The organism is Sphingobium lactosutens, assembly GCF_013393185.1.
GTDB classification, from domain to species: domain Bacteria; phylum Pseudomonadota; class Alphaproteobacteria; order Sphingomonadales; family Sphingomonadaceae; genus Sphingobium; species Sphingobium lactosutens_A.
Window position 1 is genome coordinate 67,655 of the sequence record NZ_QJQX01000032.1, and the last position, 23,149, is coordinate 90,803.

The window sequence follows — 23,149 nt, forward strand, 5'->3', positions numbered from 1 at the left end:
CCGACCCGGTTCAAAAAAATGAAATAAAGGCGTTGACTCTGCAAACCCGCAGAAAAGCTCCATTCGACAAATTTCTCATATTTTTCATATGCTTATCTACATGCATTTTGGGTGCAGTGCGTCGAATCGCGGGAATTGCGCGGATGTTCAAAAATGACACAGATGTGAAGGAACGACGAAAAGCCCGCTCCGGATCACCGGAGCGGGCTTTCTATCTTTCGTTAGCCTTGAAGAGGCTTAGGCGATCGCGCTGACGGCCTTGGTCAGGCGGCCGAACTTGCGGGCTGCAGTGTTCTTGTGCAGCACGCCGCGGGCAACGCCGCGAGCCAGTTCGGGCTGAACGGTCTGCAGCGCCGTGGCGGCGGCTGCCTTGTCACCGGCGGTGATGGCGGCTTCCACCTTCTTCACCAGGGTGCGGATCCGGCTGATGCGGGCGCCATTGATCGCGGCGCGACGCTCGTTGCGACGGATGCGCTTCTTGGCTTGCGGCGTATTGGCCATTCTATTCCTCGGTTCTCGTCAAATCTCGGGAAGAGGCCCGCCGAACTGCCGACATGCCTCGTGAAGGTGCGCCCCTTACAGAGTATCGGGGCAGGCGTCAACGGATTCGGGCCAGGCTATTTCTGGCATTTGGGGCAGAAGAAGGTGGACCGGCCACCGTCGACCCGGCGCTGGACGGTGCCGCCGCAAAGGCACGGCTCGCCTTCACGCCCATAGACGCGCCATTGTTTGGAAAAATAGCCCAGCTCTCCATCCGGCCGGGCATAGTCGCGCAGCGTAGAGCCGCCCGCGACGATCGCGGCCGACAGCACCTCGCGAATCGCCTCCACCAGCAATGTCAGGCGCGGCCGGCTGATCTTTCCCGCGGGTCGAGTCGGGGCGATGCCCGCCATGTTGAGCGCTTCGCACACATAGATATTGCCAAGACCCGCGACGATCCGCTGGTCGAGCAGCGCCGCCTTGATCGACGTCGCCTTGCCCTTCAGCGCGGCAGCGAGGCGCGCGGCGTCGAAATCCGGCCCCAGCGGTTCCGGTCCCATTCGGGTGAAGGGAGCATAGGTCTGCCATGCTTCCGTCCGAACCAGATCGAGCGATCCGAAACGACGCGGGTCGTTGAGCGAGAGGAGGTGGCCGCTTCCCGTCTCCAGCAGCAGATGGTCGTGCGCGCCAATCTCCATCGGATCGATTCGCCAGCGCCCCGACATGCCGAGGTGGAAGATCATCATGTCGCCGCGATCGGTTTCGATGAGGCCATATTTGGCGCGACGCGACAGGCCCGTGACGGTCGCCCCGGTCAGCCGCTGGCGCAGGTCGACGGGAATCGGAAAGCGCAGGTCGGCGCGGCGCGGCTCCACCCGCGTCAGGACGCTCCCTTGAAGGACGGAGCGCAGGCCCGCGACGGTGGTTTCGACTTCGGGAAGTTCTGGCATGACATCCATGTAGGGAATAACCGTGGCGGACGACAGAGGCCTGTCTGCCAAGCTGGCGCCTTCGCGCTGGCATGCCGTCGGAACTGCCGCTAGAGCGAACCCCATGAGCGAAACAGCATCCTTCGGCTATCGCGACGTCGATGCCGCTGAAAAGGCGGGCATGGTCCGCGCGGTCTTCTCCAATGTCGCGGCCAAATATGACCTGATGAACGACGCCATGTCGGTCGGCGCGCATCGCCTGTGGAAGGATCAGTTCGTGCGCCGGGTGAAGCCGCGCGCGGACGAGCAGATTCTCGACATGGCCGGCGGCACCGGCGACATCGCGTTCCGGATGCACCGGCATGGCGCGCATGTCACCGTGTCGGACATCAATCCCGAAATGCTGGCCGTGGGTGTCGAGCGGGCGCAGAAGAAGGGCTATGATGGCCTGATCTGGTCGGAACAGAATGCGGAGACGCTGACCTTCGGCGACCGCGAGTTCGACGCCTATACGATCGCCTTCGGCATCCGCAACGTCACCCATATCGACCAGGCGCTGCGCGAGGCGAACCGGGTGCTGAAATTTGGCGGGCGCTTCTTCTGCCTGGAATTTTCCACCACCACCTGGCCCGGCTTTTCCGACGTCTATGACGTCTATTCGCACAAGCTGGTGCCGCACCTCGGCAAGCTCTTCGCCAACGACGCGGACAGCTATCGCTATCTGATCGAATCGATCCGTCGCTTCCCGCCCATGCCCAGGTTCGAGAGCATGATCCGCGAGGCCGGTTTCGTGAACACCAAGGTCGAGCCGATCCTGGGCGGGCTGGTCGCCATTCATAGCGGGTGGAAGATCTGAAGCCCGCATGACCGCTCACATCACGCATCTCTGGCGCCTCGTAAAATGGGGTCGCACGCTGGCGCGGCATGGCGCGCTGACCGGCATCGAACGCGATCCGCTGACCCCCTCCCCGGTCCGCCGTCTGGTGCGCGTCGCCCGCTTCGGCGCGCGCGTACCCAAGCAGCCGCGTTATGCCGACGCCTTCCAGTCGATCGGCCCGGCCGCGATCAAGCTGGGCCAGACGCTGGCGACCCGGCCCGATCTGGTCGGCGATCATGCCGCCAATGACCTGCTGCGCTTGCAGGATGCGCTGCCCCCCGTCCCGTTCGAGACGATCAGGGCGCAGATCGAAACCAGCTTCGGTCGCCCACTCGACGCCATCTATAGCCGCTTCGACGAAATACCGGTCGGCGCCGCCTCGATCGCGCAGGTTCACCGCGCCATCACCACCGACGGACGCGACGTCGCGGTCAAGATCATCCGCCCCGGCGTGATCGACCAGTTCAACCGCGACATCCAGACCTATGAATGGGCGGCCGCCCATGTCGAGCAACTGGGCGGGGAACTCGCCCGCCTGCGTCCGCGCCTCGTCATCGCCAACATGAAGCGCTGGACCGCGCGCGAGCTGGACCTGCGGCGCGAGGCGGCCTCCGCCTCCGAACTCAGCGAGGCGATGGAGGCGATGCCCGGTTATCGCATCCCCGCCATCGACTGGGACCGCACGACCGGCAAAGTCATGACGATGGAGTGGATCGACGGCATCAAGATTTCCGATCGCGATGCGCTGATCGCTGCGGGTCATGATGTGAAGGATCTGGCCGCGCGGCTGGTCAACGCCTTCCTGCGGCAGGCCATTGCGGAGGGTTTCTTCCACGCCGACATGCATCAGGGCAATCTGTTCGTGACGGCCAGCGGCGACATCGTCGCGATCGATTTCGGCATCATGGGCCGGATCGACCGGCGCGCGCGCATGTGGCTGGCGGAGATTCTCTACGGCCTCATCACCGGCAACTATAAGCGCGTCGCCGAAATCCATTTCGAGGCACAATATGTACCCGGCCATCATAATGTCGACGAATTCGCCACCGCCCTGCGCGCCGTCGGCGAGCCGATGCGCGGCAAGCCGGTGCGCGAACTGTCGGTTGGCGGGATGCTGGACGGCCTGTTCGCCATCACCCGCGATTTCGACATGCAGACCCAGCCGCACCTGCTGCTGCTCCAGAAGACGATGGTCATGGTGGAGGGCGTGGCGACCGCGCTCGACCCCGACATCAACCTGTGGGAGACGAGCGGCCCCTATGTGAAGAGCTGGCTGCGCGACGAGCTGGGGCCGGAGGCCAAGGCCGCCGACACGCTGATCGAGAATTGGCGCACGCTCCAACGGCTGCCGGGCCTGGTCAAGCGGATCGAGGAAGCCTTCCCCGAAAAGGGCGGCGCCCCGCCCCCGCCGCCACTGGGCGATGTGAAGCTGATGCGGATCGGTGGCGGCTGGCGCTATGCGGCGGTGGCGGCGATCGCCGCAGCGGCTGGCGTGCTTGGCTCGGCGCTCCTACATCTGCATCTATGACAAAGCGCGTTCTTCTCATCGTGTCGGGCGGTATCGCCGCCTACAAGTCGCTCGAACTGGTGCGCCTGTTGCGCAAGCGTAAGATCGCGGTGCGGGCGGTGCTGACGGACAGCGCAGAGAAATTCGTGACGCCGCTCAGCCTTGGCGTGCTGACCGAGGATCATGTCTATGGCGACATGTTCGACCTGAAGGAAGAGCGCGAGATCGGGCATATCCAGCTGTCGCGTCAGGCCGATCTGGTCGTCGTTGCGCCCGCGACCGCCAATATCCTCGCCAAGATGGCGGGCGGCATTGCCGACAATCTGGCTACCACCCTACTGCTTGCTACCGACAAGCCGGTGCTGGCCGTGCCGGCGATGAACGTGCGCATGTGGCATCATGTCGCGACCCAGCGGAATCTGGCGCAACTGCGCGCCGATGGTGTGCACGTCATGGAGCCGGACGACGGCGAAATGGCCTGCGGCGAATTCGGCAAGGGGCGATTGCCCGAACCGGAGGCGATTGCGGCGGAGATCGAGCGGCTGCTCGCGCTGCCGGTTTTCGATAAGCTAGAACCGAACGGAAGTTTGCTCGGAAAACACATCCTCATCACCGCCGGCCCGACGCATGAGCCGATCGATCCGGTGCGCTACATCGCCAATCGTTCGTCGGGCAAGCAGGGCTTCGCCATCGCTGCCGCCGCCGCGCGGGCCGGCGCGCGGGTGACGCTGGTCGCCGGGCCGGTCCATCTGCCCACGCCCGCCGGAGTGGACCGGATCGATGTGGAAACCGCGCGCGAGATGCTGGCCGCCGTCGAGGCCGCCCTGCCCGCCGACGCCGCGATCATGGTTGCCGCCGTCGCTGACTGGCGCACCGCTGATGCCGCCGACCAGAAGCTGAAGAAGGACGGATCGGGCAAGCCCGCCCCGCTGGCGCTAGTCGAGAATCCGGACATTCTCGCGACGCTTGGCCGTCATGTGCAGCGTCCCGCCCTCCTGATTGGCTTCGCCGCCGAGACGCAGAAGATCGCCGAGCACGCGCAGGCCAAGCTGGCGAAGAAGGGAGCGGACTGGATCATCGCCAATGACGTGTCCGGCGACGTGATGGGCGGCGACGCCAATGCCGTGCAGATCGTCACCGCCGCCGGTATCGAATCCTGGCCTGTTATGCCCAAGGGGCAGGTCGCCGACAAACTTATCGAAAAGGTTGCCCATGCCCTCTCCGCTCGCCCCGATTGAAATAAAGCTGAAGCGCCTGCCCCATGGCGAGGGGTTGCCCGTGCCCGCCTATGCCACTGTCCATGCAGCGGGCATGGACGTGGTGTCGGCCGAGGAGATGGTGCTGAACCCCGGCGATCGTCATCCGGTGGCGACGGGCTTTGCAGTAGCAATCCCCGAAGGCTATGAGATTCAGGTGCGCCCGCGTTCCGGCCTGGCTCTCAAACATGGCATCACCTTGCCCAACACCCCCGGCACGATCGACGCCGACTATCGGGGCGAGCTGAAGGTGCTGCTGATCAACCATGGCAACCAGCCTTTCCCCATCGCGCGCGGTGATCGCATCGCGCAACTGGTGGTGGCGCCGGTGCAGCTTGCCAGCTTCGCGGAAGTCGATAGTCTCGACGATACCGCCCGAGGACAGGGCGGTTTCGGTTCGACAGGAGTGTGACGCGATGACGATGCTGCTTTCGCTGATGCTGGCTATGACTCCGGTGGCGGCAGCCGCCGCGCCCATGCCGCAGGATCTGGGCAGCGTCCCCGTCATCGACGGCTGGCTGGGCCGGAAAATTTCGCCGCGCTGGTCGGAGGATGTCGCTCGCCTCTATCGTCGCGGCGAATGCAGCGGCGCGGTGAACCAGGAAGGATCGCAGCTGCTGGAGATCGACATGCTGTTCCTGTTGTCGGGCGACGGCAAGCCGCTGAAGATCGCGCCGGTGAATGCCCGCTGTCCCGAAGTGGAGAAGTTCGTCAGCGGGCGCGTGCTGGGTACGTTGCGCAACTCCTTCCCCAAAAGCGGCGCGGCTGAGCCGCAATGGATGCGCTCGCAAGTCCGCTTCCTCTGGTCCGACGCGCCGTGACGCTGACCGACGATCAGCTTGAACGCTATGCCCGGCATATCGTCCTGAAGGAGATTGGCGGGGCTGGTCAGGCACGGCTGCTGGGCGCGGACATCGCGGTGATCGGCGCGGGCGGTATCGGCAGCCCGGCGATCCTCTATCTGGCCGCCGCCGGCGTCGGCACGATCCGCGTGATCGATCATGACGCGGTGGCGCTGTCCAACCTGCAACGCCAGATATTGTTCGGCACGGCCGATATCGACACGCCCAAGGCCGAGGCGGCGATGGCGGCGGTGGCGCGGATCAACCCTGATGTGAAGCTGATCCCGATCAACGCCAGGATCGACGCGACCAACGCGGAGCTGATCCTGCGCGAAGCCGATGTCGTGCTGGATGGGTGCGACAATTTCGATACGCGGCTGGCGGTCGCGGATGCGGCACAGCGGCTGCGGATTCCACTGGTGTCGGCCGCAGTCGGGCCGTTCGAGGGGCAGCTTGCCACCTATCGCGGCTGGGAAGACGACAAGCCCTGCTATCGCTGCCTCGTCGGTTCGCCGGAGGATGCGCCGGAGCGCAACTGCGCCGAAACCGGCGTGATCGGCGCGCTGACCGGCGCGATGGGCAGTCTCGCCGCGCTGGAGGTGATCCGCGCGCTTATGCCCTTCGGCACCGACATGGCAGGCAAGCTGCTGATAGCCGATCTCCTCTCCATGCGTTTCCGCACGCTCGACGTCGCGAAAGACCCGGCCTGCCCCGGTTGCGCGGTCGAACTATGCGTCCCCTGAGGATCGTCGTCGCGACGGCGGATGCGGAACGGCTGCGCGGCGCGCTGGTGCTGGCGGCGGCGCAGGCTGCGCTTGGGGCGGAAGTGGCGCTCTTCCTGCAACTCGACGCCGTGGCACTGCTGCGAGCGCCAATCGCGGGGCCGCGCGATGACGCGCATTGGGCGGCGGGACTGCCGGGTCTGGCGACGCTGGTCGGGGAGGCGCTGGGCCTTGGCGTGGCGATCATCGCCTGCCAGAGCGGCATGGCATTAGCAGAGTTGACGACCGAAATGCTGCCCGTCGGCGTCGAGATTGGCGGGCCGGTCGGCTTCCTCCAGCAGACCGGCGACAACGCGCGGCTGCTCTTCGCCTGAAATCAGCGAATGATCGGCAGGTAGCGCCACATCTGGCGCGATGCATCGACGCCGGGCATCGCCTGCGCCGAGGCTGCGGGCATAGCGTCTGCGCGCAGCACGGGCAGCATGCCGACATGCGCCGCGCCCCAGAAAGCGGCATAGCAAAGCAGCGCGGTCAGCGCGTAACGCATCGCTTTCATGGTCCCGGCCTCCTTTCGGCGCAGGAAATTACCGGTTCCGCACGCCAGCGGCAAGCCGATTGGCGTCAGAAGCCCTGTCCCCATGGCTTCGCGACCTTGGGATCGGCCTTGCAGGCGCTGCGTAATGCCTGCCACTGCGTCGCATCCAGTGCGGGATGATAGCGCGCATCCTTGACCATCGCCTGCTCGAATCGCTTGCGGCGGTCAACGGACAAGGGGTGAGACGACAGCCATGTCATCGCCTGCTGCGCGCTACCCGCTTCGCCCTTCCCGCCCATGCGTTCGAAGAAGGCGGCGGTGCCGGCGGGCGAGATCGCGGCGGCGCGCATCTGGTCGATGGCGACACTGTCCGCCGCGCTTTCCGCGTCGCGCCCATAGCTCAAGGACAGGACGCCGTTCAGATAGCCGCCTGCGTTGCCGCCAAAGCCCCCCAGCACGACGCTGAGGCCCAGTTGCCGGACCAGCCCGGTCAGCGTGTCGCGATGGCGCACATGGCCCAGTTCATGGCCCAGCACGCCCGCGACCTCGTCGGACGATCCGGCCTGTTGCACCAGCCCGTCGAACAGGATGATCCGCCCACCCGGCAGGGTCACGGCATTGACGATCGGTATATTGGCCAGCGCCACCTCGCGCGCTTCCCCTTTCGGATCGATCCGCGCCACGAGCGAACGGAGCGCTGCGTCGCCCTCCGGGGTGCGACAGAAGCGGCCGCCGAAATCGCCGACCATCGCGTCGCCCATCCGGTTTTCCCATGCCTTGGGAATCATCGGCGCGACGACGCCGGGGGCTTCGGCGACGCCCCAGATCACCAGCGCCGCGACGATCGTGAAGGCTCCCGCCGCTGGCCAGAAGCCGAAGCGGTCGATCCAGCGCCCATAGCGCTCGCCCCGGGGCAATTGGGCGGCGATCTCCGGCGGCGCTTGGCCGGAGAAGCCCATGCGCCAGCCGGCCATGTCGCGATGGCCGAAAGCGGTGCGTCCGCCCTCTGTGCCGATCATCGTGAGTTCCGACCAGGCGACCGGCTCCCCGGCCCAGCCGCTATCCGGCTCCTCCAGCAGGAACCGCCCATCGCCGGTACTGACCAGCACGACATGCCGCCGCACCGCCGTCCGGCCGTCATAATGCCACAGGCGAAAGTCGCTCATGGCTCAGAAGGCGCCCACATCCAGCGCATCGAGCAACCCTTCGCCATGGCGCGCGGTCTTCGTCTGCGACTGAGTGAGTTCATCGGTGTAGATTTCCCCGGTCACGCCCATATGAGTGATGAAGAATTTCCAGTGCCGATATTGCAGGAAAATCGCCCCGATCCCCAGCGTGCAGATGACGAGCGCGATGTCGCCCAGGAACAGCAGCAGCCATTGTTTCGTGCTGGCGTAGAAGTGGAAGTTCAGGCCCGACAGCGACAGCCCGTCGACGGCGACGCGGAAGAATTTGGCGTAGAAGGCGAGCGCGATCAGGCCAAGGGCGAGATAGAAGAATAGGACAAGGGCAGCGATTGCAAAGAAGCTCGCCACCGCAAAATTTGTCGCTCCTTCGCTTCTGCTCGCCACCATGGCGAACAGGACGCCGCCAGCGATAACGCCAACGAAAGGCAACAGGTAGAAAAGCAGGAAGCGCTTGAAGGTCGGCCGATAATCCCCCGCCGACTGGAACATGTGCGGGCCGAAGCTCATCTTGTTCCAGCGCTCGTTCCACAGCGACATCATCGACCAGGGGATGAGCAGGCCCAGCGCCAGGCTGCCGACGAAGCTTTTTCCCATATAGGAGACGCCATAGCCGAAGCCCGGATCGTCGCTGCCGCCGCGAATGCCATGTCACCAAGTGCGGCTGAGCCGATAGCGCAGCGCCCGGAAGCGCGCGAGGCCCGCCATGTAGAAGATCACAAGGAGGGCGAGCATGGTCAATATGCCGGCCAGTCCAGCGCGCCCCTGCAATATCAGCGCCTGCGCGCCGAACTGGATGAAGAGGAAGGGCAGGCCGATCAGCAAGATCACCATCAGAAAGCCCACGAACAATTCCTTGCCCGTGCCCGTCCATTCCAGCCGGTCGTCGATGAAACGGGTATTGGCCCACAGATAGCGCCGCGTCCGCGTCGTCGCCCAGAAGCGATAAATGCCCAGCGTGACGATCGTCAGCAGTAAATTGGTGAAGGCGATCGGCGCATAATCGCGCCAGTCGCCATCAAAGGCGAAACCGTCCCGCCCGACCTGTTCCTCGTCCATCGAGACCCCAATATTATTCCCCGGCGGCACCAGACAGCGAAGCGCATCCCCGGTCAAGCGGACAAGCGCCTAATCGCGCAGGAAAATCTCCTCTATTTTGAGAGCGAACAGATCGGCGATGCGGAAGGCCAGCGGCAGCGACGGATCATATTTGCCCGTCTCGATCGCATTGACGCTCTGGCGCGAAATGCCGAGCTGGGCGGCGAGGTCGGCCTGGTTCCAATCGCGTTCGGCCCGCAATATCCTGAGCCGGTTCCTCATCGCCGTCCCCATGGCACGATACCCGCGAAGATCAGGCCGATATTCCACAGGATGAAGGCCGACCAGGCCGGCACATGGGGAACCAGTGCCGAGCTTTCGAGAAAGCCCCAGATGGTCGACACCACCAGCATGAAGCCGGTGGCGATCAGCGCCCGGCGGACATGCATCATGCGCTGATATTCGTCGCTCTCCTCGACGAACAGTCGCCCCATGGCCCAGATGAAGCCGATCAGCGGCAGCGCGGGCAATATCGCGATGGCGACGGCCAAAACGCCTTGCGGCTGGAGACTGCGTTGCAAATTGATCGCTGCGATCAGGAAGATTGCATAGACGAGCCAGAGTGGGACCAGCCGCTGCAGGTAGCGCGACATGGCGGGCGTCGCATTGCCCGTCAGCCGCATATAGCGGCGCGATTCCCACCCCATCCAGAGCAGCGCGATCAGGCCCGGGATCAACAGCGGCAGCTTGGCATTGCCGGACAGTTGCCAGGCCTTCGCCAACGGCCCGGCTCCGAACATCAGCAGACAGAAAAGCAGGACGGCAAGGCCGAGCCGCCATGGCATGGGATATTTCACATCGTCGGTTGCCACAGCGCGCGTCCTCCCTCGGCCATGTCAAGGACACTTTACTCCTGTCAGCATACGAGAGTCAAGTTTACTTGTCATAATGGCGAGTAAACTTGATCCCTGCCGTCAGAACTGGCCGTAGCGCTCGTTGCCGATGAACCCCAGCTTGGTCACGCCCGACCGCTTGATGTCAGCCAGCACTTCATCGACGGTAACGTAGCGGGAGGCGGCATCCGGCTGGAACTGAAGCTCCGGTTCGACTGGCATCCGCAGCGAGGCGGCGAGATATTGGCGCAGGGTCAGCCGGTCGACCGCCGCACCGTTCCAGCGGATCACGCCGCCTGCATCGATCGTCACCTTGTTCTTCACCGGATCGGGCCGCGGCAGATTCGTGTCAGTCGGCGTCTGAGGCAGGTCCACGCCCACACTGTGCGTCTGGATCGGAATGGTGATGATGAACATGATCAGCAGCACCAGCATCACGTCGATCAGCGGCGTCGTGTTCATGTCCGCCATGGGGGCGCCCTGTTCGCCCGATTGGGGTCTTGCGAAGCTCAAAGCCATAAAGTCCCTCCTGAAGCTGAAATTATGATATATCAGCACATAAAAGATGCACGCGACGGGGAAACTTGGCAAGTGGCCTTCTATTGACAGTGCGGGCGGCCCATTTAAGGGGAAGGCGCGGCTTTTTCGGGCCGCGCACCCTGACATTTCAACAGAAAGACCCCCCGTGTCCGCCATGCTCAAGATCACCCTGCCCGATGGTTCCGTGCGTGAAGTCGCGCCCGGCACTACTCCGGCGGACATTGCGGCGGCGATCGGGCCGGGTTTGGCCAAGGCCGCTATCGCCGCGCGCGTCGATGGCGAGCTGCGCGATATCGGCCGCCCGCTGGAACAGGATTCGCAGCTTGCCCTCGTGACCGCGAAGGATGAGGCCGACGCGCTGGAACTGGCGCGCCACGACTTCGCCCATATACTGGCCGAAGCGGTGCAGGCGCTGTTCCCCGGCACGCAGATCACCTTCGGCCCGGCGACGGAAGACGGCTTCTATTATGACTTCGCGCCGCCAATCATCGATGGAAAACCGCGGCCCTTCACCGAGGAAGATTTGCCCGCGATCGAGGCGGAGATGCGCAAGATCATCGCCGCCAATAAGCCGCTGCGCCGCGAGGTCATCGCCCGCGACACGCTGATCGCCCAGTGGGAAGCGGCCGGCGAGACGTTCAAGGCGCAATGGGCCGCCGAGCTGCCGCAGGGCGAGGAACTGACCGTCTATCATTCCGGTGACGGCTGGTACGACATGTGCCGTGGCCCGCATCTGGCCTCCACCGGCAAGCTGGACCCGGCCGCCTTCAAGCTGACCCGCGTGTCGGGCGCCTATTGGCGCGGCGACCAGAAGAATGCGATGCTCAGCCGCATCTACGGCACCGGCTGGCTCAACAAGAAGCAGCTGGCCGAGCATCTGACGCGCCTGGAAGAGGCGGGCAAGCGCGACCATCGCAAGCTGGGCGCGGAGATGGACCTGTTCCACCTCCAGCAGGAAGCGCATGGCAGCGTCTTCTGGCACCCCAAGGGCTACCTCATCTGGCGCGAGCTGGAAGCCTATATGCGCCGCGCCATCGACGCATCGGGCTATCGCGAGGTGAAGACCCCGCAGGTGATGGACGCGCGCCAGTGGGAACAGTCCGGCCACTGGGGCAAATATCGCGAAAATATGTTCGTCATCCCCGACGAGGTGCCCAACGTCGCGGACGAAGGCCCGCTGGTGTCGGACGATGCCGACTGGATGGCCTTGAAGCCCATGAACTGCCCGGCGCACGTCCTGATCTTCCGCCAAGGGATCAAGAGCTATCGCGACCTGCCGTTGCGCTTCTACGAAAATGGCTGCTGCCACCGCAACGAGCCGCATGGCGCGCTGCACGGCCTGATGCGCGTGCGCCAGTTCACGCAGGACGACGCGCATATCTTCTGCCGCGAGGATCAGATCGTCGAGGAAGTCCGCGCCTTCTGTGCGCTCGCCGACCGCATCTACAAGGATTTCGGCTTCACCTACTCGATCAAGCTGGCGCTACGCCCCGAAAAGCGTTTCGGCACCGAGGAAATGTGGGACAAGGCGGAAACCGAGCTGCGCAACGCGGTCGCCGCCGCCGGTCTCGACACGCCCGAATATGGCTGGGAAGAATTGCCGGGCGAAGGCGCCTTCTACGCACCCAAGCTGGAATGGCACCTGACCGACGCGATCGGCCGCACCTGGCAGGTCGGCACGATCCAGTCGGACCGCGTGCTGCCCGAGCGACTCGACGCCTCCTATGTCGGCGAGGATGGCGAACGGCATCGCCCGGTCATGCTCCATCGCGCCATTTTCGGCAGCTATGAGCGCTTCATCGGCATATTGATCGAACATTATGCCGGGAAATTCCCGCTCTGGCTGGCGCCGGTGCAGGCGGTGGTCGCGACCATCGTGTCGGACGCCGACGATTATGCCAAGGCCGCCGTCGCAAAGCTGCGCGCCGCCGGAATCCGCGCCGAACTCGACATCCGCAACGAGAAGATCAACTACAAGGTACGCGAGCATAGCCTTGGAAAGGTGCCGAATCTTCTGGTCGTGGGCCGCCGCGAGGCGGACGAAGGCACGGTGGCGCTGCGTGAACTGGGCAAGGAAGGCCAGAGCGTGATTTCGCTCGACGATATCATTGCCCGTCTTGCAAAAGAGGCCAAGGCACCCGATATGCAGTGAGGCAGAAATGCCGCAAGGGTGCGTGATTCCGTTACGACGGAGGTGCGCACCCCTTTCGGCTTTTCATAAAAGCCGCTAAGAGCCGTCCGTTTTTGAAACGACCGTAGGAGATACCGCTATACGTCCCCCGATGATGCGCCGCCCGATGGCGCCGCCGCCGAAGTCCGGCCCCCGCTATAACGAGTTCATCAACGTGCCCAAGGTGCGCGTGATCGATGATGAAGGCGAAAATCTCGGTGTGATGTTTACGCAGGAGGCGATCGAGCAGGCCTATGAGATCGGCCTCGATCTCGTGGAAGTCTCGCCCAACGCCGACCCGCCGGTCTGCAAGTTCCTGGACATCGGCAAGTTCAAGTACGAAGCCCAGAAAAAGGCGAATATCGCCCGCAAGACCCAGAAGACGCAGGAACTCAAAGAGATCAAGATGCGTCCGAACATCGACGATCATGACTATGATACGAAGATGAAGAAGGTCCATGATTTCATCGGCGACGGCGACAAGGTGAAGATCACCCTGCGCTTCCGCGGCCGCGAACTCAGCCACCAGCAGCTGGGAATGAACCTGCTCCAGCGCGTGGCCGAGAATGTTCAGGAAATCGCCAAGGTCGAAGCCTATCCGCGCATGGAAGGCCGCCAGATGCTGATGGTGCTCGCGCCGAAATAAGCGCTGCGCGACATTGCAACGCTACACTCGTCGGGCGGGGTCTGGATGCAGACTCCGCCCGATGGCGTTTGGGCGGCCGTTTACGACCATTTTCGGACTTTTAGCCGTGGTGTGAAAACGCTCAAATGCGGACATTATTTTTGCCCTTGATAGCCCTGACCTCCTGCGGATCAGGAACAGCAAAAATCTCTGCGGACGAGTGCTGGACTTTATCTATTGGTCAACAGGTTGAAGGCACAGCGATACTTCATGCCTATGCCGGGGAGGGATGCATCGAATGCGGTGCCTATCTCACCTCGGATCGTTGCCCCGGAACAACTGGCTTTGCGACCGCCAATGAAGCTGTCGATGAGGCGTATGACAAAATCATTCATGCCTCTCGTCCCGACGACAGCGAGTTCATAAGCCGGAAAGTGCGACTGTCAGGTCGCGTGATTGCAAACGGCGCTACGGGAAAGCCAATGGTCCAAGCTGGATATCTAAAATTGGCTGATTAGCGCAATTGGTTTCTAAAATCTGACCTTCCGCAAACCACCCAGGTTCGACATTCCCTAGCCCAAGCTCCACCACGTCCTCCGCCGCCTGTCTCGTCAGAACAGATCATATTGCGCACTGCCTCTTAAGGGCCAGCTGCCAATCAGTTCGTGCCGGGTCCGGCCGACATGGCTACACACCAGCGCCACTTCGTCTACCCTCCAGCCAAAGCCCTCGATCGGTCGCTGCGCGGGCGGTCCTTCGCGATAGAAGAGAGTCTGGTGCGGGCTGAAGCTCCAATCGGGCCGCATCATGATGTCGGCCCGCCGCATCGCATCGACGACCTGATGCTGCAACTGTTTCAGCCCGGCGATACTGTGCGAGGGGCGCAGCGCAGCCGATCGTCCACCCAGGCTCAGGCGATCGAACATCAGGTCGAACGGCTCGGCCATGATGCCGGTCGCGGCGCGGCGCAAGGCCTTGATCCGTTCATAGGGATAGGCGGACCAGTCCGCGGTGATGCCCAGCGTTACATGCTGATGGTCGATCCGGATGCGCTGCGCATCCGGATCGACACCCTCGGCGAAATGATCGATCTGCCGCGCGACGACAGGTGGCGGCTTCAGCGCGAAAAAGAGGCGATAGAGCGGTTGGATTTGGACCTGCATGGCATGTTCCTGCGACTCGGACGATATATGTTCATGATATGTTCTTATCGTTGCCAAGTCGAATCTGCTTGCCTGGAAACATGCGGCTCTATCCTGCGTTGAGGCCGATGGAGGAAAGGAGACAGGAGATGCAGCACACGATCGCCAGCCTGGCCGAAAAGATGCAGCATATCGATTTCGCCATGCTGTCCACCCATGCCGAAGATGGCAATATCGGCGCCCGGCCGATGAGCAACAATCAGGATGTCGCCCATGGCGGTGACAGCTATTATTTCACCACCGAAGACACGCTGATGGTGAAGGATATAGAACGCGACCCGAGGGTCAGCCTGTCCTTCCATGGCAAGAGCGGCCTGTTCGGCCAGCGTCCCCTGTTCATCGCGCTGGAGGGACATGCCGACCTGATCCGCGATCGCAGCCAGTTCGCCCGCCACTGGAACCCGGATCTGGAACTCTGGTTCGCACAGGGGGCCGACACGCCGGGGCTGGTCATGATCCATGTCCATGCCGAACGCGCCCACTATTGGGACGGCGAGGATGAGGGCGAGCTGGAAATAGACGTGCTGCACTAAGTGGCGCGCGCTCGGTCGATCGCGCGCGGCATATTGGCGGCGGCCTATGCGCTGGCGGGCGCGGCGCACCTGATGCGACCGGCGGGATTCGTCGCGATCACCCCGCATTGGGTACCCGCTCCCGAAACGGTCATCGCGCTCACCGGCCTTGCGGAACTGGCCGGCGCAGCAGGATTGATGATATCGCGAACCCGGCCTGCCGCCGGGATCGGTCTTGCCCTTTATGCATTCTGCGTCTGGCCCGCCAATTTCAACCACGCGTTGAACGATATTCCGCTGGGCGGCGCGCATCTGAGCTGGTGGTATCACGGTCCACGCCTGGTCGTGCAGCCGCTTATCATCTGGTGGGCGCTTTGGGCCAGCGGCATAACGGATTGGCCAATCCGCCGCAGGCGTTAGCCCTCATACCGCGATCAGCGCATAAGGTCGTCCGAACTGTTCCGACACCACGAATTGCGCGCAATTATAGACCGGCACGCCGCGCCGGGTCTTGCCTTCGAACGCGCCGCGATGAGCGTGTCCATGGACAGCGAAACAAACATTGTCGAAGCGGTCGATCGCATCGGCGAGGCGCGAGGAACCGAGGAAAGGGAATATCTCGGGCGGCTCGCCCACGACCGTCTCGGGAATGGGCGAATAGTGCAGCACCGCCACCACCCGGTCGGTGCGCAGCGTGCGCAGCGCATTTTCCAGCTTGCGCGCCTCATTGATCGATTCCTCGACGAAGCCCTTGATCGCAGGCTCCCCGAACGCGCCCAGCTCGCCCCGGCCGAAGCCGCCGACAAAGCCCTTCACCCCGGCGAAGCCGACGCCCTTGATCTCGACCGCCTGTTCGTCCAGCACGGTGACGCCCGCGCCATGGAGGATGCGCACCACTTCTTCGGGCTGGCCGCATTCATGGTCGTGATTGCCCAGCACCGCGACGGTCGGGATGGTGCAGGCGTGCAGATCCTCGGCCAATATCTCCGCCTCGCGCGTCTTGCCGAAATTGGTAAGGTCGCCGCACAGCGCCAGCACGTCGGCCTTCTCCGAAATCTCGGCGAACATGTCGCGATATTTATGCTCCGACGTGTCGGTCACATGCAGGTCGCCGATCGCAGCGATCGTCAACTTGCCCGGTGGTGCGGCGTCACTTGTTGCGGTCATGGCTTTCCTCCAGCCCCTTTCCGACGACATCGGCGAAGCCCCATTCGGTGATGTCGACCAGATAGTCGCGCGGGGACAGCAATCGTCCCCGGCAGACGCGAATCTTGGGCACGGGCAGTTCCGCGCGGGTTTCCAGCCGGCCCAGCAATTCCTCGAACAGCCAGAGCGGAATGCAGTGGCGCTCGGTCGGATAGATGAAGCGGAAATTGAGCAGATGGATCAGCAGCAATTCCCAATGCAGTTCCATCGCGTCGAGCAGCCGCTGCCAGTCGATCGCCTCATGCTGTTTCAGGATCATGTGCGCGACATCCGCGCCGTCATAGCGATAGCGATCCTGGATGAAGAGTTTCGACAGGATAAACTCGGTCGGTGGGGTGATGCGGACGCGCGTGCCGTAGACTTCGGCATGGAAGGCGTCGCGGAACCATTCCTCCGTCACCGGCAGGCTGGCCGAGGAGATATTGTAGATGACATCGAAGAAATTGCCACCTTGCCGATCCAGCGCTCGTCCTCAAACTCCACTTCATGGCCCAGATGCTTGAAATGGGCGAGGATGCGGGGTGCGTCGCCCGCCTTGCAGAAGACGTCCAGATCCTTGGTCGGGCGCACGATGCCGGTGTGGCATCCCAGCGCATAGGTGCCCGACAGCATGAAGGGGATGTTCGACGCGACCAGTTCCGCCAGGCTTTCGGCATAAAATTGCTTCGCCTCGGGCGGTGGGTCGAAGGCGGCAGGATCGCAGGTCATGGGGGCTACCTTCGTAAGCATGGGCTTAGGGAACGGGCGGCCTACCGCTTCCGTTCCGCCGCCGCCTGGCCGGTTGTCTTTCGGACGCGGGGGCTTAGGGTGCCGTCCAACATTCCCGTAATTTCGGCGAGGCGACGTGACCCGGCATATTCCCTGGATTTTGACAGCCATCATCGGCGCGATCGCCCTGACGGTCGTGGCGGTATCGCGCGGCGAAGCCGTCAACGCGCTGTGGATCGTGGTGGCGGCGGCCAGCTGTTTCCTCGTCGCCTATCGCTACTATGCGCTCTATATCGCGCGCCATGTGATGCGGCTCGATCCATCGCGCCCGACCCCGGCGATCCGCCGCGCCGACGGCCTCGACTATGTCGCGACCGACCGCACCGTCCTGTTCGGCCATCATTTCGCGGCGATCGCGGGCGCGGGGCCGCTGGTAGGGCCGGTATTGGCGGCGCAGATGGGCTATCTCCCCGGCACGCTCTGGATCATCTTCGGCGTGGTCCTGGCGGGCGCGGTGCAGGACTTCATTGTCCTCTTCATCTCCATGCGCCGCGACGGCAAGTCGTTGGGCGAACTGATCCGCATGGAAATGGGGCAGGTCGCGGGCACCATCGCCCTGTTCGGCGCCTTCATGATCATGGTCATCATCCTCGCCGTACTGGCGCTGATCGTGGTCAAGGCGCTGGCGGAAAGCCCCTGGGGCATGTTCACCGTCGCCGCCACCGTGCCGCTCGCCATGGCGATGGGCGTCTACACCCGCTGGATCAGGCCCGGCCGTATCGGCGAAGTGTCGATCCTGGGCCTCATCGGCCTGCTCGCCGCGATCGTCTATGGGCAGGCGATTGCGCAATCGCCGGTCTGGGGTCCGGCCTTCACCTTCACCCCGGTGCAACTCTGCTGGATCCTGATCGGCTATGGCTCGGTCGCCTCCGTCCTGCCGGTCTGGCTGCTGCTGGCGCCGCGCGACTATCTGTCGACCTTCCTCAAGATCGGGGCGATCGCCGCGCTCGCCATCGGCATCGTCATCATGGCCCCGCCGCTCAGGATGCACGCCGTCACCCAGTTCGTCGGCGGCAACGGCCCGGTCTGGTCGGGCGGCCTCTTCCCCTTCCTGTTCATCACCATAGCCTGCGGCGCTGTGTCGGGATTCCACGCGCTCATTTCCAGCGGCACCACGCCCAAGCTGATCGCCAGCGAAGCCCATGCGCCGATGATCGGCTATGGCGCGATGCTGATGGAGGCGTTCGTGGCGATCATGGCGCTGGTCGGCGCCTCGATCCTGGATCCCGGCATCTATTTCACGATGAACAGCCCCGCCGCGCTGATCGGCACGGACGCCGCCAGCGCATCGGCCGCCGTGACCGCCATGGGCTTTCCGATCTCGCCCGACCTCATCACCCAGACGGCGAAGGATGTCGGCGAACATACGATCATCAGCCGCGCGGGCGGCGCGCCGACGCTGGCGGTGGCGATGGCGGAAATCTTCAGCCATGTCGTCGGCGGCCCGGCGATGAAGGCCTTCTGGTATCATTTCGCGATCCTGTTCGAGGCCCTGTTCATCCTGACCGCCGTGGACGCAGGCACCCGCGCAGGGCGCTTCATGTTGCAGGATCTGATCGCGTTGGCGGTGCCATCCTTCAAGGAGATGAAGAGCCATGTCCCCGGCGTCATCGCAACGGCGCTGTGCGTCGCGGCCTGGGGCTTTTTCCTCTATCAGGGCGTCACCGATCCGCTGGGCGGGGTGAACACGCTCTGGCCGGTGTTCGGCATCTCCAATCAGATGCTGGCGGCGATCGCGCTGATGCTGGGCACCGCCGTGCTGTTCCGCATGAAGCAGGACAAGTTCGCCTGGGTGACGCTGCTGCCGACCGCCTGGCTGCTGATCTGCACCCTGTCGGCCGGCTGGTTGAAACTCTTCTCGGCCGATCCCAAGGTCGGTTTCCTCGCCCATGCCGCGAAATTCAGCGCGGCGGCGGACGCGGACGAGGTGCTTAGCCCCGCCAAGTCGATGGCGGAAATGCAGCGCATCATCTTCAACGATCGGATCGATGCCGCTCTGGTCGCGCTGTTCCTGGCGGTGGTGCTGTCGATCCTGTTCTTCACGGTGAAGACCTGTCTCGCCGCGCGCAGGATCGCCGCGCCGACCGCGCGGGAGATACCCGCCCAACTGGTGCCGGCGGAATGAGCGGCCTGTTCGACACGCTCCGCCGCACCGCGCGATTGATGGTTGGCATGCCCGATTATGACGCCTATCTGCGCCACATGGCCGCCCATCACCCCGATCAGCCGGCGATGAATCGCACCCAGTTTTTCCGCGATCGGCAGGAAGCCCGTTATGGCGGGAAAAATGGCGGACGATGCTGCTGATTTTTGCAACTTTATTACAAGATGTTGCAATTTTACGAATGAAAAATTTACATTTACCCATGTTGGGGTATTGCTGTTTCTCGTGTCTCTGATACGGGCCGCCAGTCCTTGGTGCCCGACAGCCTGGGGATATGCCCCCTGCCCCTCCCTTGCGGCAGGGGGCATTTCTGTTTTCAGCGCTGTGCGTTGAAGCCCGCAATCATCCCCGCCGCGATCGACAGCGCAATCTCTGCCGGTCCCACCGCGCCGATGTCCAGCCCCGCCGGCCCGTCGATCCGCGCGAGTTGCGCCGCATCGAAGCCCATCCCACCCAGACGGTCCAGCCGCGCCGCATGGCTGCGCCGCGATCCCAGCGCCGCGACATAGCCGGTCGGCGCGCGCAAAGCCGCCGCCAGCGCCGGATCGTCGATCTTGATATCATGGCTCAGCGTCACGACCGCCGTCGATTCGGCGGGCAGGCGCGCCGCCACCGCTTCGTCGGGCCAGCGATCGTCCAATTCGACACCGGGGAAGCGCTCCTGCGTCAGAAAGCGTCCGCGCGGATCGATCACCACTGGGGTCACGCCGATCGCCTGCGCCAGCGGCGCCAGCGACTGGGCGATCTGCACCGCACCCACGATCAACAGCTGGCGCGGCGGATCATAGCGATTGAGGAAGGCCCCCTCCGCCGCGTCCTCGCGCGTCACGCCGCTCTCCAGATCGGTAAACAGCGTCAGGGCGCGGCCTTGTATGCTTTCGGCCCGGATACGCTCGAACAGGCCAGGCGCGAAACCGCCTTCCGCCACCGGCTGGACCAGCACGGCAATCTCGCCGCCGCAGGGTAGTCCGACGTCCCAGGCGTCGCCATCGGTCACGCCGTAACGATGGATATGGGCCGGTCGTCCGGCGATCACTTCGGCGGCGCGTTGCAACACGTCGGTTTCGACGCAACCGCCCGAAATACTGCCCTCCATCCGGCCGTCCTGATGGACCAGCATATGGCTCCCGCGCGGACGCGGCGCCGATCCCCAGGTGGAAATGACCGTCGCCAGCGCCATCGGCGCGCCGCGCCATTCGATCGCCTTGCGAATCACTGCGCCATTGTCGTTCAAAGCGAAACTCCCTCGGCGCCCGATCCTGCGGTCCTGAACATTCACCTGACGGGAATGGGGAGAGAATCGGTTCAATTCAAGCGGCGGCCGGTCCAGACCACGCGCCCGACAATATCGACCAGCGCCGGATCGATATCGGCCCAGTCGGGATAATGGGGATTGTCGCTCACCACGCTGAACCGCCCGCGCCGCGGCCCCAGAGCGATTCGCTTGACCATCAGCACACCATCGAGCCGCAGCACATATACGCCATCGCGCAGCCGCTCGGCATCATCATCATGATCGACCATGATATCGTCGCCGTCGCTCAAGGTCGGCGCCATCGATTCGCCGTCGACCCGGATGATCGACACACGCTGCGGCCTTACGCCCAACTGGCGCAACCAGCGCGCGTCGAATGCCATCACACCCGCCGCCCGCTCATCCTCGTCCAGCGTGCCGCTGCCCGCCGATGCACCAAGGGCGAGGCGCGGCACGGACACCACGGCAGGCGCCGTTCGCAAGCGCGCGGGTGGCGGCACATCCTCAGCCGATGCGCCGCCCAGCATCGCTTCCGGCACGCCGAAAAAGCGGGCCAGTACCCGTCGGTCATCCTCGTCCAGCTTGCGAGGCGTGCCCCGCTTGATGAACTGCTGGATATAGGCCGGATTGCGACCGATCAGTCGCGACAGGTCGGCATAATTCTCTCCGCTGTCGGCGATCAGCCGATCCAGCGCCGTTCGAGCGTCCTGCGATTCATCCATATCCAATCCATTACCGATAAGATTTTTCCTAGACAAGTAGGAAATCAAAGTTGAGAGATAGGAATATGCCTATCGACTCGCAGCGGGCGAGTCGCATCGAACGGGGAGAAATGAAGCAATGCCTCTGCTGGTGACGATCGAGAAATTCCTGCGCCGACATGCCATGCCTCCCACCAAGTTCGGCCGCGAATGCGCGCGCGACCCGCGGCTGGTCTTCGATCTGCGCAACGGCCGCGAACCGGGCGCTCGCGTGCAGAGAAGAATAGAACATTTCATGAACACTTATTGCAGGAGCGCCGGCCAATGACAAGCATCGATCCCTTTTCCGCGCGGCAGAATCTTATCCATTCTCATGCAATAGGAAATCACTCAGCCGATCCCCTGCCCCGGCTATTGGCGCAACTGGTGGCGCGCGCGGGCGACCCGACCATGATCGAGCGCGCCACCAGCCGCCCCTGGGCCAGCGCCCTGTTCGAAGGACGCCGCCATGTCATCCGGCTGAAAATGGGCGGCAGCGACGCTGCGGCGCGTCGGGCGCAATTCGCCGACGGACTGGAGGAAGCGGAATGGACGCTGCCCCGCCATTTCGTTGCCGACATCTGTATCGACGATCAGGGCAAAGAAGCCGACAGCCTCTGGATCGAACTGTCGGCCCTGACGATCAGGGACTGGTGACGCGGATGCGTCAGCGCGGGCGGGCCGCCATGGTGCGCAACGTGCCCAGAGCGGCCCGCAGCGCCTCGTCCGCGTCGGGTGCGACGGCCTCGCGCACCGGCACGCGCGACGCGACCGGCATGTCGGCCAGAACCCCTGTCGGGCGACCCGAGATGCTGCGTCGGCGCGAGGCAAGGCCGCGCTCCAGCCTGTCGGTCAGTTGCGCGATCGACAGGCCATGGGTCGGCAAGGGCAGCGGCGTCAGCGTCTCGGGCACGGCCGTGCCGATCATGTCGGGGATGATCGCTTCGGCAATGACTTCGGGTTCCTCGACCAACTCGGTCGGGAAGGATTCCTCTTCGGTCCCGATAGCCTGCGACACGTCTTCAGGCGGGCCGAAGGATGGCTCGACCGCGTCCATCACCGCTTCGAGCGCTTCCTCCACCGGCGCGGCGAAGGCCGCACGCTGGAAGGCGGGGTGCGGTTCCAGGTCCGCGGCCTGCTCCATCGGCGTGCGCAGCGAAGGAAAGCCGGGCATTGGCGACGACGGTTCGGACACCGGTTCGGAATGAACGACGATCGGCCGACGGCCCGATTCGCGCCGGGCGAAAATTTCGACCCCGTCGAAATCCCGGCTGGCGAAGATGGGCGGGCGCGGCGGCGCGTCGGGATGCGCATCGGCCCGGCGCAGCACCGGGGCGGCAGGTTCGGCCAAGGGCGTAGCGCGTCCCCGCGCCAGGGCGGTCAGCTTGGAAAAGGCGAAACCCATTTTTCTTGCTCCCTGGGCGCGTTCACTGCGCCCCTCTTCCTCAATATCGTCATCCGCATGCTGCGGATCACGACGCATGATCCCTACAATTCCTACCGCCAGCAGTCCGGCGAAGCCGGCCAGGGACAGCCGAGCAGCCATCCCCAGCGGCGGCGCCGCGGCGGGCAACACCTCGCTAAGGCCACTCGACGCCACGATCGTCTCCAGCAGGCCAACCGGCACCGAGATCAGGGCAATGGCAGCGGCCGTACCGGCCAGCGCCGCCATCATCGCTCCGCGTCCGATCCCCTGGCTTTTCA

The 23,149-nt window shown here is 64.0% G+C and carries 30 protein-coding genes and 1 pseudogene; 16 read left to right on the plus strand and 15 right to left on the minus strand.

What is annotated here, in order from left to right; genetic code table 11:
• Nucleotides 1-237: 237 nt before the first annotated feature.
• Entirely contained in the window at nt 238-501 is a 264-nt protein-coding gene (gene rpsT / locus DM806_RS05320; protein ID WP_179042194.1) for a 30S ribosomal protein S20, read from the minus strand.
• Between the two features lie 116 nt (nt 502-617).
• The gene (gene mutM / locus DM806_RS05325) at nt 618-1,430 is read right to left on the minus strand and encodes a bifunctional DNA-formamidopyrimidine glycosylase/DNA-(apurinic or apyrimidinic site) lyase (protein WP_179042229.1); all 813 of its coding nucleotides are present in this window, start codon (nt 1,428-1,430) and stop codon (nt 618-620) included.
• A gap of 103 nt (nt 1,431-1,533) precedes the next feature.
• Between mutM and DM806_RS05330 the strand changes: the two genes are divergently transcribed.
• From DM806_RS05330 to DM806_RS05360, 7 genes are read left to right on the plus strand one after another with little or no spacing between them, the layout of a single operon-like run.
• Nucleotides 1,534-2,265, plus strand: coding sequence for a class I SAM-dependent methyltransferase (locus DM806_RS05330; RefSeq protein WP_179042195.1), 732 nt, complete (start codon nt 1,534-1,536; stop codon nt 2,263-2,265).
• 7 nt (nt 2,266-2,272) lie between these two features.
• Nucleotides 2,273-3,814 carry a 2-polyprenylphenol 6-hydroxylase gene (ubiB, locus tag DM806_RS05335; protein WP_179042196.1) on the plus strand — a complete coding sequence of 514 codons (1,542 nt, stop codon included), beginning with the start codon at nt 2,273-2,275 and terminating at the stop codon, nt 3,812-3,814.
• Nucleotides 3,811-5,031: a bifunctional phosphopantothenoylcysteine decarboxylase/phosphopantothenate--cysteine ligase CoaBC gene (coaBC, locus tag DM806_RS05340; RefSeq protein ID WP_179042197.1), complete on the plus strand. Its 1,221-nt coding sequence runs from the start codon at nt 3,811-3,813 to the stop codon at nt 5,029-5,031. The genes ubiB and coaBC overlap by 4 nt, the downstream gene beginning before the upstream one ends.
• Entirely contained in the window at nt 5,006-5,461 is a 456-nt protein-coding gene (dut, locus tag DM806_RS05345; protein WP_179042198.1) for a dUTP diphosphatase, read from the plus strand. Before coaBC ends, dut begins: the two co-directional genes overlap by 26 nt.
• Nucleotides 5,462-5,465: 4 nt before the next feature.
• Nucleotides 5,466-5,870, plus strand: coding sequence for a hypothetical protein (locus DM806_RS05350; RefSeq protein ID WP_179042199.1), 405 nt, complete (start codon nt 5,466-5,468; stop codon nt 5,868-5,870).
• A complete protein-coding gene (locus tag DM806_RS05355; RefSeq protein ID WP_179042230.1) occupies nt 5,867-6,634 on the plus strand; it encodes a HesA/MoeB/ThiF family protein in 768 nt (255 codons plus the stop codon). Before DM806_RS05350 ends, DM806_RS05355 begins: the two co-directional genes overlap by 4 nt.
• Nucleotides 6,622-6,987, plus strand: coding sequence for a DsrE family protein (locus tag DM806_RS05360; protein WP_179042200.1), 366 nt, complete (start codon nt 6,622-6,624; stop codon nt 6,985-6,987). Before DM806_RS05355 ends, DM806_RS05360 begins: the two co-directional genes overlap by 13 nt.
• A gap of 2 nt (nt 6,988-6,989) precedes the next feature.
• On the opposite strand, the gene DM806_RS05365 is transcribed toward DM806_RS05360, so the two are convergent.
• The 6 genes and pseudogenes from DM806_RS05365 to DM806_RS05390 all read right to left on the minus strand — a co-directional run bounded on the left by DM806_RS05365 (nt 6,990) and on the right by DM806_RS05390 (nt 10,782).
• Nucleotides 6,990-7,169, minus strand: a complete 180-nt coding sequence (locus tag DM806_RS05365; protein WP_179042201.1) for a hypothetical protein — start codon at nt 7,167-7,169, stop codon at nt 6,990-6,992.
• Between the two features lie 65 nt (nt 7,170-7,234).
• Entirely contained in the window at nt 7,235-8,314 is a 1,080-nt protein-coding gene (locus DM806_RS05370) for a M48 family metallopeptidase (RefSeq protein WP_179042202.1), read from the minus strand.
• A 3-nt stretch (nt 8,315-8,317) separates the two neighbouring features.
• Nucleotides 8,318-9,391 (minus strand): annotated as a pseudogene (locus DM806_RS05375) (YjgN family protein).
• 69 nt (nt 9,392-9,460) lie between these two features.
• Nucleotides 9,461-9,652, minus strand: coding sequence for a helix-turn-helix transcriptional regulator (locus tag DM806_RS05380; protein ID WP_179042203.1), 192 nt, complete (start codon nt 9,650-9,652; stop codon nt 9,461-9,463).
• Nucleotides 9,649-10,242, minus strand: coding sequence for a hypothetical protein (locus tag DM806_RS05385; RefSeq protein WP_372859286.1), 594 nt, complete (start codon nt 10,240-10,242; stop codon nt 9,649-9,651). Before DM806_RS05385 ends, DM806_RS05380 begins: the two co-directional genes overlap by 4 nt.
• 102 nt (nt 10,243-10,344) lie before the next feature.
• The gene (locus DM806_RS05390; protein WP_179042204.1) at nt 10,345-10,782 is read right to left on the minus strand and encodes an ExbD/TolR family protein; all 438 of its coding nucleotides are present in this window, start codon (nt 10,780-10,782) and stop codon (nt 10,345-10,347) included.
• Between the two features lie 175 nt (nt 10,783-10,957).
• Between DM806_RS05390 and thrS the strand changes: the two genes are divergently transcribed.
• The 3 genes from thrS (at nt 10,958) to DM806_RS05405 (ending at nt 14,116) form a co-directional block, all read left to right on the plus strand.
• Nucleotides 10,958-12,955: a threonine--tRNA ligase gene (gene thrS, locus DM806_RS05395; RefSeq protein WP_179042232.1), complete on the plus strand. Its 1,998-nt coding sequence runs from the start codon at nt 10,958-10,960 to the stop codon at nt 12,953-12,955.
• A gap of 130 nt (nt 12,956-13,085) precedes the next feature.
• Nucleotides 13,086-13,619 carry a translation initiation factor IF-3 gene (infC, locus tag DM806_RS05400; RefSeq protein WP_024021068.1) on the plus strand — a complete coding sequence of 178 codons (534 nt, stop codon included), beginning with the start codon at nt 13,086-13,088 and terminating at the stop codon, nt 13,617-13,619.
• A gap of 125 nt (nt 13,620-13,744) precedes the next feature.
• Nucleotides 13,745-14,116: a hypothetical protein gene (locus DM806_RS05405; protein ID WP_179042205.1), complete on the plus strand. Its 372-nt coding sequence runs from the start codon at nt 13,745-13,747 to the stop codon at nt 14,114-14,116.
• Between the two features lie 93 nt (nt 14,117-14,209).
• Here DM806_RS05405 and DM806_RS05410 read toward each other — a convergent pair whose 3' ends face one another.
• Nucleotides 14,210-14,761 carry a 2'-5' RNA ligase family protein gene (locus tag DM806_RS05410; RefSeq protein WP_179042206.1) on the minus strand — a complete coding sequence of 184 codons (552 nt, stop codon included), beginning with the start codon at nt 14,759-14,761 and terminating at the stop codon, nt 14,210-14,212.
• Nucleotides 14,762-14,889: 128 nt separating this feature from the next.
• On the opposite strand from DM806_RS05410, the gene DM806_RS05415 reads away from it, so the two are divergent.
• Together DM806_RS05415 and DM806_RS05420 are read left to right on the plus strand one after the other, a co-directional pair.
• Nucleotides 14,890-15,333: a pyridoxamine 5'-phosphate oxidase family protein gene (locus tag DM806_RS05415; RefSeq protein WP_179042207.1), complete on the plus strand. Its 444-nt coding sequence runs from the start codon at nt 14,890-14,892 to the stop codon at nt 15,331-15,333.
• Nucleotides 15,334-15,732, plus strand: a complete 399-nt coding sequence (locus DM806_RS05420) for a DoxX family protein (protein ID WP_372859288.1) — start codon at nt 15,334-15,336, stop codon at nt 15,730-15,732. It begins immediately after the preceding gene.
• 3 nt (nt 15,733-15,735) lie between these two features.
• Here DM806_RS05420 and DM806_RS05425 read toward each other — a convergent pair whose 3' ends face one another.
• The 3 genes from DM806_RS05425 to DM806_RS27175 are packed head-to-tail and all read right to left on the minus strand — an operon-like array spanning nt 15,736 to nt 17,226.
• A complete protein-coding gene (locus DM806_RS05425; protein WP_179042208.1) occupies nt 15,736-16,479 on the minus strand; it encodes a metallophosphoesterase family protein in 744 nt (247 codons plus the stop codon).
• Nucleotides 16,463-16,918, minus strand: coding sequence for a hypothetical protein (locus DM806_RS27170; RefSeq protein WP_256869115.1), 456 nt, complete (start codon nt 16,916-16,918; stop codon nt 16,463-16,465). Before DM806_RS27170 ends, DM806_RS05425 begins: the two co-directional genes overlap by 17 nt.
• Complete coding sequence (locus DM806_RS27175; protein WP_256869116.1) at nt 16,915-17,226, minus strand: hypothetical protein; 312 nt, start codon at nt 17,224-17,226, stop codon at nt 16,915-16,917. The genes DM806_RS27170 and DM806_RS27175 overlap by 4 nt, the downstream gene beginning before the upstream one ends.
• Before the next feature lie 136 nt (nt 17,227-17,362).
• On the opposite strand from DM806_RS27175, the gene DM806_RS05435 reads away from it, so the two are divergent.
• Both DM806_RS05435 and DM806_RS05440 read left to right on the plus strand, forming a co-directional pair.
• Nucleotides 17,363-19,411 (plus strand): carbon starvation CstA family protein, encoded by a 2,049-nt coding sequence (locus DM806_RS05435; protein ID WP_179042209.1) that lies wholly within the window; start codon nt 17,363-17,365, stop codon nt 19,409-19,411.
• Entirely contained in the window at nt 19,408-19,593 is a 186-nt protein-coding gene (locus DM806_RS05440; RefSeq protein WP_179042210.1) for a YbdD/YjiX family protein, read from the plus strand. The genes DM806_RS05435 and DM806_RS05440 overlap by 4 nt, the downstream gene beginning before the upstream one ends.
• 173 nt (nt 19,594-19,766) lie before the next feature.
• Here the strand turns inward: DM806_RS05440 and DM806_RS05445 are convergent, their stop codons facing one another.
• Together DM806_RS05445 and DM806_RS05450 are read right to left on the minus strand one after the other, a co-directional pair.
• A complete protein-coding gene (locus DM806_RS05445) occupies nt 19,767-20,684 on the minus strand; it encodes an XdhC family protein (protein WP_179042211.1) in 918 nt (305 codons plus the stop codon).
• A 71-nt stretch (nt 20,685-20,755) separates the two neighbouring features.
• Nucleotides 20,756-21,427: a S24 family peptidase gene (locus DM806_RS05450; protein ID WP_179042212.1), complete on the minus strand. Its 672-nt coding sequence runs from the start codon at nt 21,425-21,427 to the stop codon at nt 20,756-20,758.
• Nucleotides 21,428-21,545: 118 nt separating this feature from the next.
• On the opposite strand from DM806_RS05450, the gene DM806_RS05455 reads away from it, so the two are divergent.
• Nucleotides 21,546-21,734: a hypothetical protein gene (locus DM806_RS05455; protein WP_179042213.1), complete on the plus strand. Its 189-nt coding sequence runs from the start codon at nt 21,546-21,548 to the stop codon at nt 21,732-21,734.
• A complete protein-coding gene (locus DM806_RS05460; protein ID WP_179042214.1) occupies nt 21,731-22,102 on the plus strand; it encodes a hypothetical protein in 372 nt (123 codons plus the stop codon). The genes DM806_RS05455 and DM806_RS05460 overlap by 4 nt, the downstream gene beginning before the upstream one ends.
• A 10-nt stretch (nt 22,103-22,112) precedes the next feature.
• Here DM806_RS05460 and DM806_RS05465 read toward each other — a convergent pair whose 3' ends face one another.
• Nucleotides 22,113-23,117 (minus strand): hypothetical protein, encoded by a 1,005-nt coding sequence (locus DM806_RS05465; protein WP_179042215.1) that lies wholly within the window; start codon nt 23,115-23,117, stop codon nt 22,113-22,115.
• Between the last annotated feature and the right edge of the window lie 32 nt (nt 23,118-23,149).

Coding starts and splice junctions, on each gene's coding strand:
- rpsT (WP_179042194.1), bottom strand. CDS start 501: ATGGCCAATACGCCGCAAGCCAAGAAGCGCATCCGTCGCAACGAGCGT.
- mutM (WP_179042229.1), bottom strand. CDS start 1,430: ATGCCAGAACTTCCCGAAGTCGAAACCACCGTCGCGGGCCTGCGCTCC.
- DM806_RS05330 (WP_179042195.1), top strand. CDS start 1,534: ATGAGCGAAACAGCATCCTTCGGCTATCGCGACGTCGATGCCGCTGAA.
- ubiB (WP_179042196.1), top strand. CDS start 2,273: ATGACCGCTCACATCACGCATCTCTGGCGCCTCGTAAAATGGGGTCGC.
- coaBC (WP_179042197.1), top strand. CDS start 3,811: ATGACAAAGCGCGTTCTTCTCATCGTGTCGGGCGGTATCGCCGCCTAC.
- dut (WP_179042198.1), top strand. CDS start 5,006: ATGCCCTCTCCGCTCGCCCCGATTGAAATAAAGCTGAAGCGCCTGCCC.
- DM806_RS05350 (WP_179042199.1), top strand. CDS start 5,466: ATGACGATGCTGCTTTCGCTGATGCTGGCTATGACTCCGGTGGCGGCA.
- DM806_RS05360 (WP_179042200.1), top strand. CDS start 6,622: ATGCGTCCCCTGAGGATCGTCGTCGCGACGGCGGATGCGGAACGGCTG.
- DM806_RS05365 (WP_179042201.1), bottom strand. CDS start 7,169: ATGAAAGCGATGCGTTACGCGCTGACCGCGCTGCTTTGCTATGCCGCT.
- DM806_RS05370 (WP_179042202.1), bottom strand. CDS start 8,314: ATGAGCGACTTTCGCCTGTGGCATTATGACGGCCGGACGGCGGTGCGG.
- DM806_RS05380 (WP_179042203.1), bottom strand. CDS start 9,652: ATGAGGAACCGGCTCAGGATATTGCGGGCCGAACGCGATTGGAACCAG.
- DM806_RS05390 (WP_179042204.1), bottom strand. CDS start 10,782: ATGGCTTTGAGCTTCGCAAGACCCCAATCGGGCGAACAGGGCGCCCCC.
- thrS (WP_179042232.1), top strand. CDS start 10,958: ATGCTCAAGATCACCCTGCCCGATGGTTCCGTGCGTGAAGTCGCGCCC.
- infC (WP_024021068.1), top strand. CDS start 13,086: ATGATGCGCCGCCCGATGGCGCCGCCGCCGAAGTCCGGCCCCCGCTAT.
- DM806_RS05405 (WP_179042205.1), top strand. CDS start 13,745: ATGCGGACATTATTTTTGCCCTTGATAGCCCTGACCTCCTGCGGATCA.
- DM806_RS05410 (WP_179042206.1), bottom strand. CDS start 14,761: ATGCAGGTCCAAATCCAACCGCTCTATCGCCTCTTTTTCGCGCTGAAG.
- DM806_RS05415 (WP_179042207.1), top strand. CDS start 14,890: ATGCAGCACACGATCGCCAGCCTGGCCGAAAAGATGCAGCATATCGAT.
- DM806_RS05425 (WP_179042208.1), bottom strand. CDS start 16,479: ATGACCGCAACAAGTGACGCCGCACCACCGGGCAAGTTGACGATCGCT.
- DM806_RS27175 (WP_256869116.1), bottom strand. CDS start 17,226: ATGACCTGCGATCCTGCCGCCTTCGACCCACCGCCCGAGGCGAAGCAA.
- DM806_RS05440 (WP_179042210.1), top strand. CDS start 19,408: ATGAGCGGCCTGTTCGACACGCTCCGCCGCACCGCGCGATTGATGGTT.
- DM806_RS05450 (WP_179042212.1), bottom strand. CDS start 21,427: ATGGATGAATCGCAGGACGCTCGAACGGCGCTGGATCGGCTGATCGCC.
- DM806_RS05455 (WP_179042213.1), top strand. CDS start 21,546: ATGCCTCTGCTGGTGACGATCGAGAAATTCCTGCGCCGACATGCCATG.
- DM806_RS05460 (WP_179042214.1), top strand. CDS start 21,731: ATGACAAGCATCGATCCCTTTTCCGCGCGGCAGAATCTTATCCATTCT.
- DM806_RS05465 (WP_179042215.1), bottom strand. CDS start 23,117: ATGGCGGCGCTGGCCGGTACGGCCGCTGCCATTGCCCTGATCTCGGTG.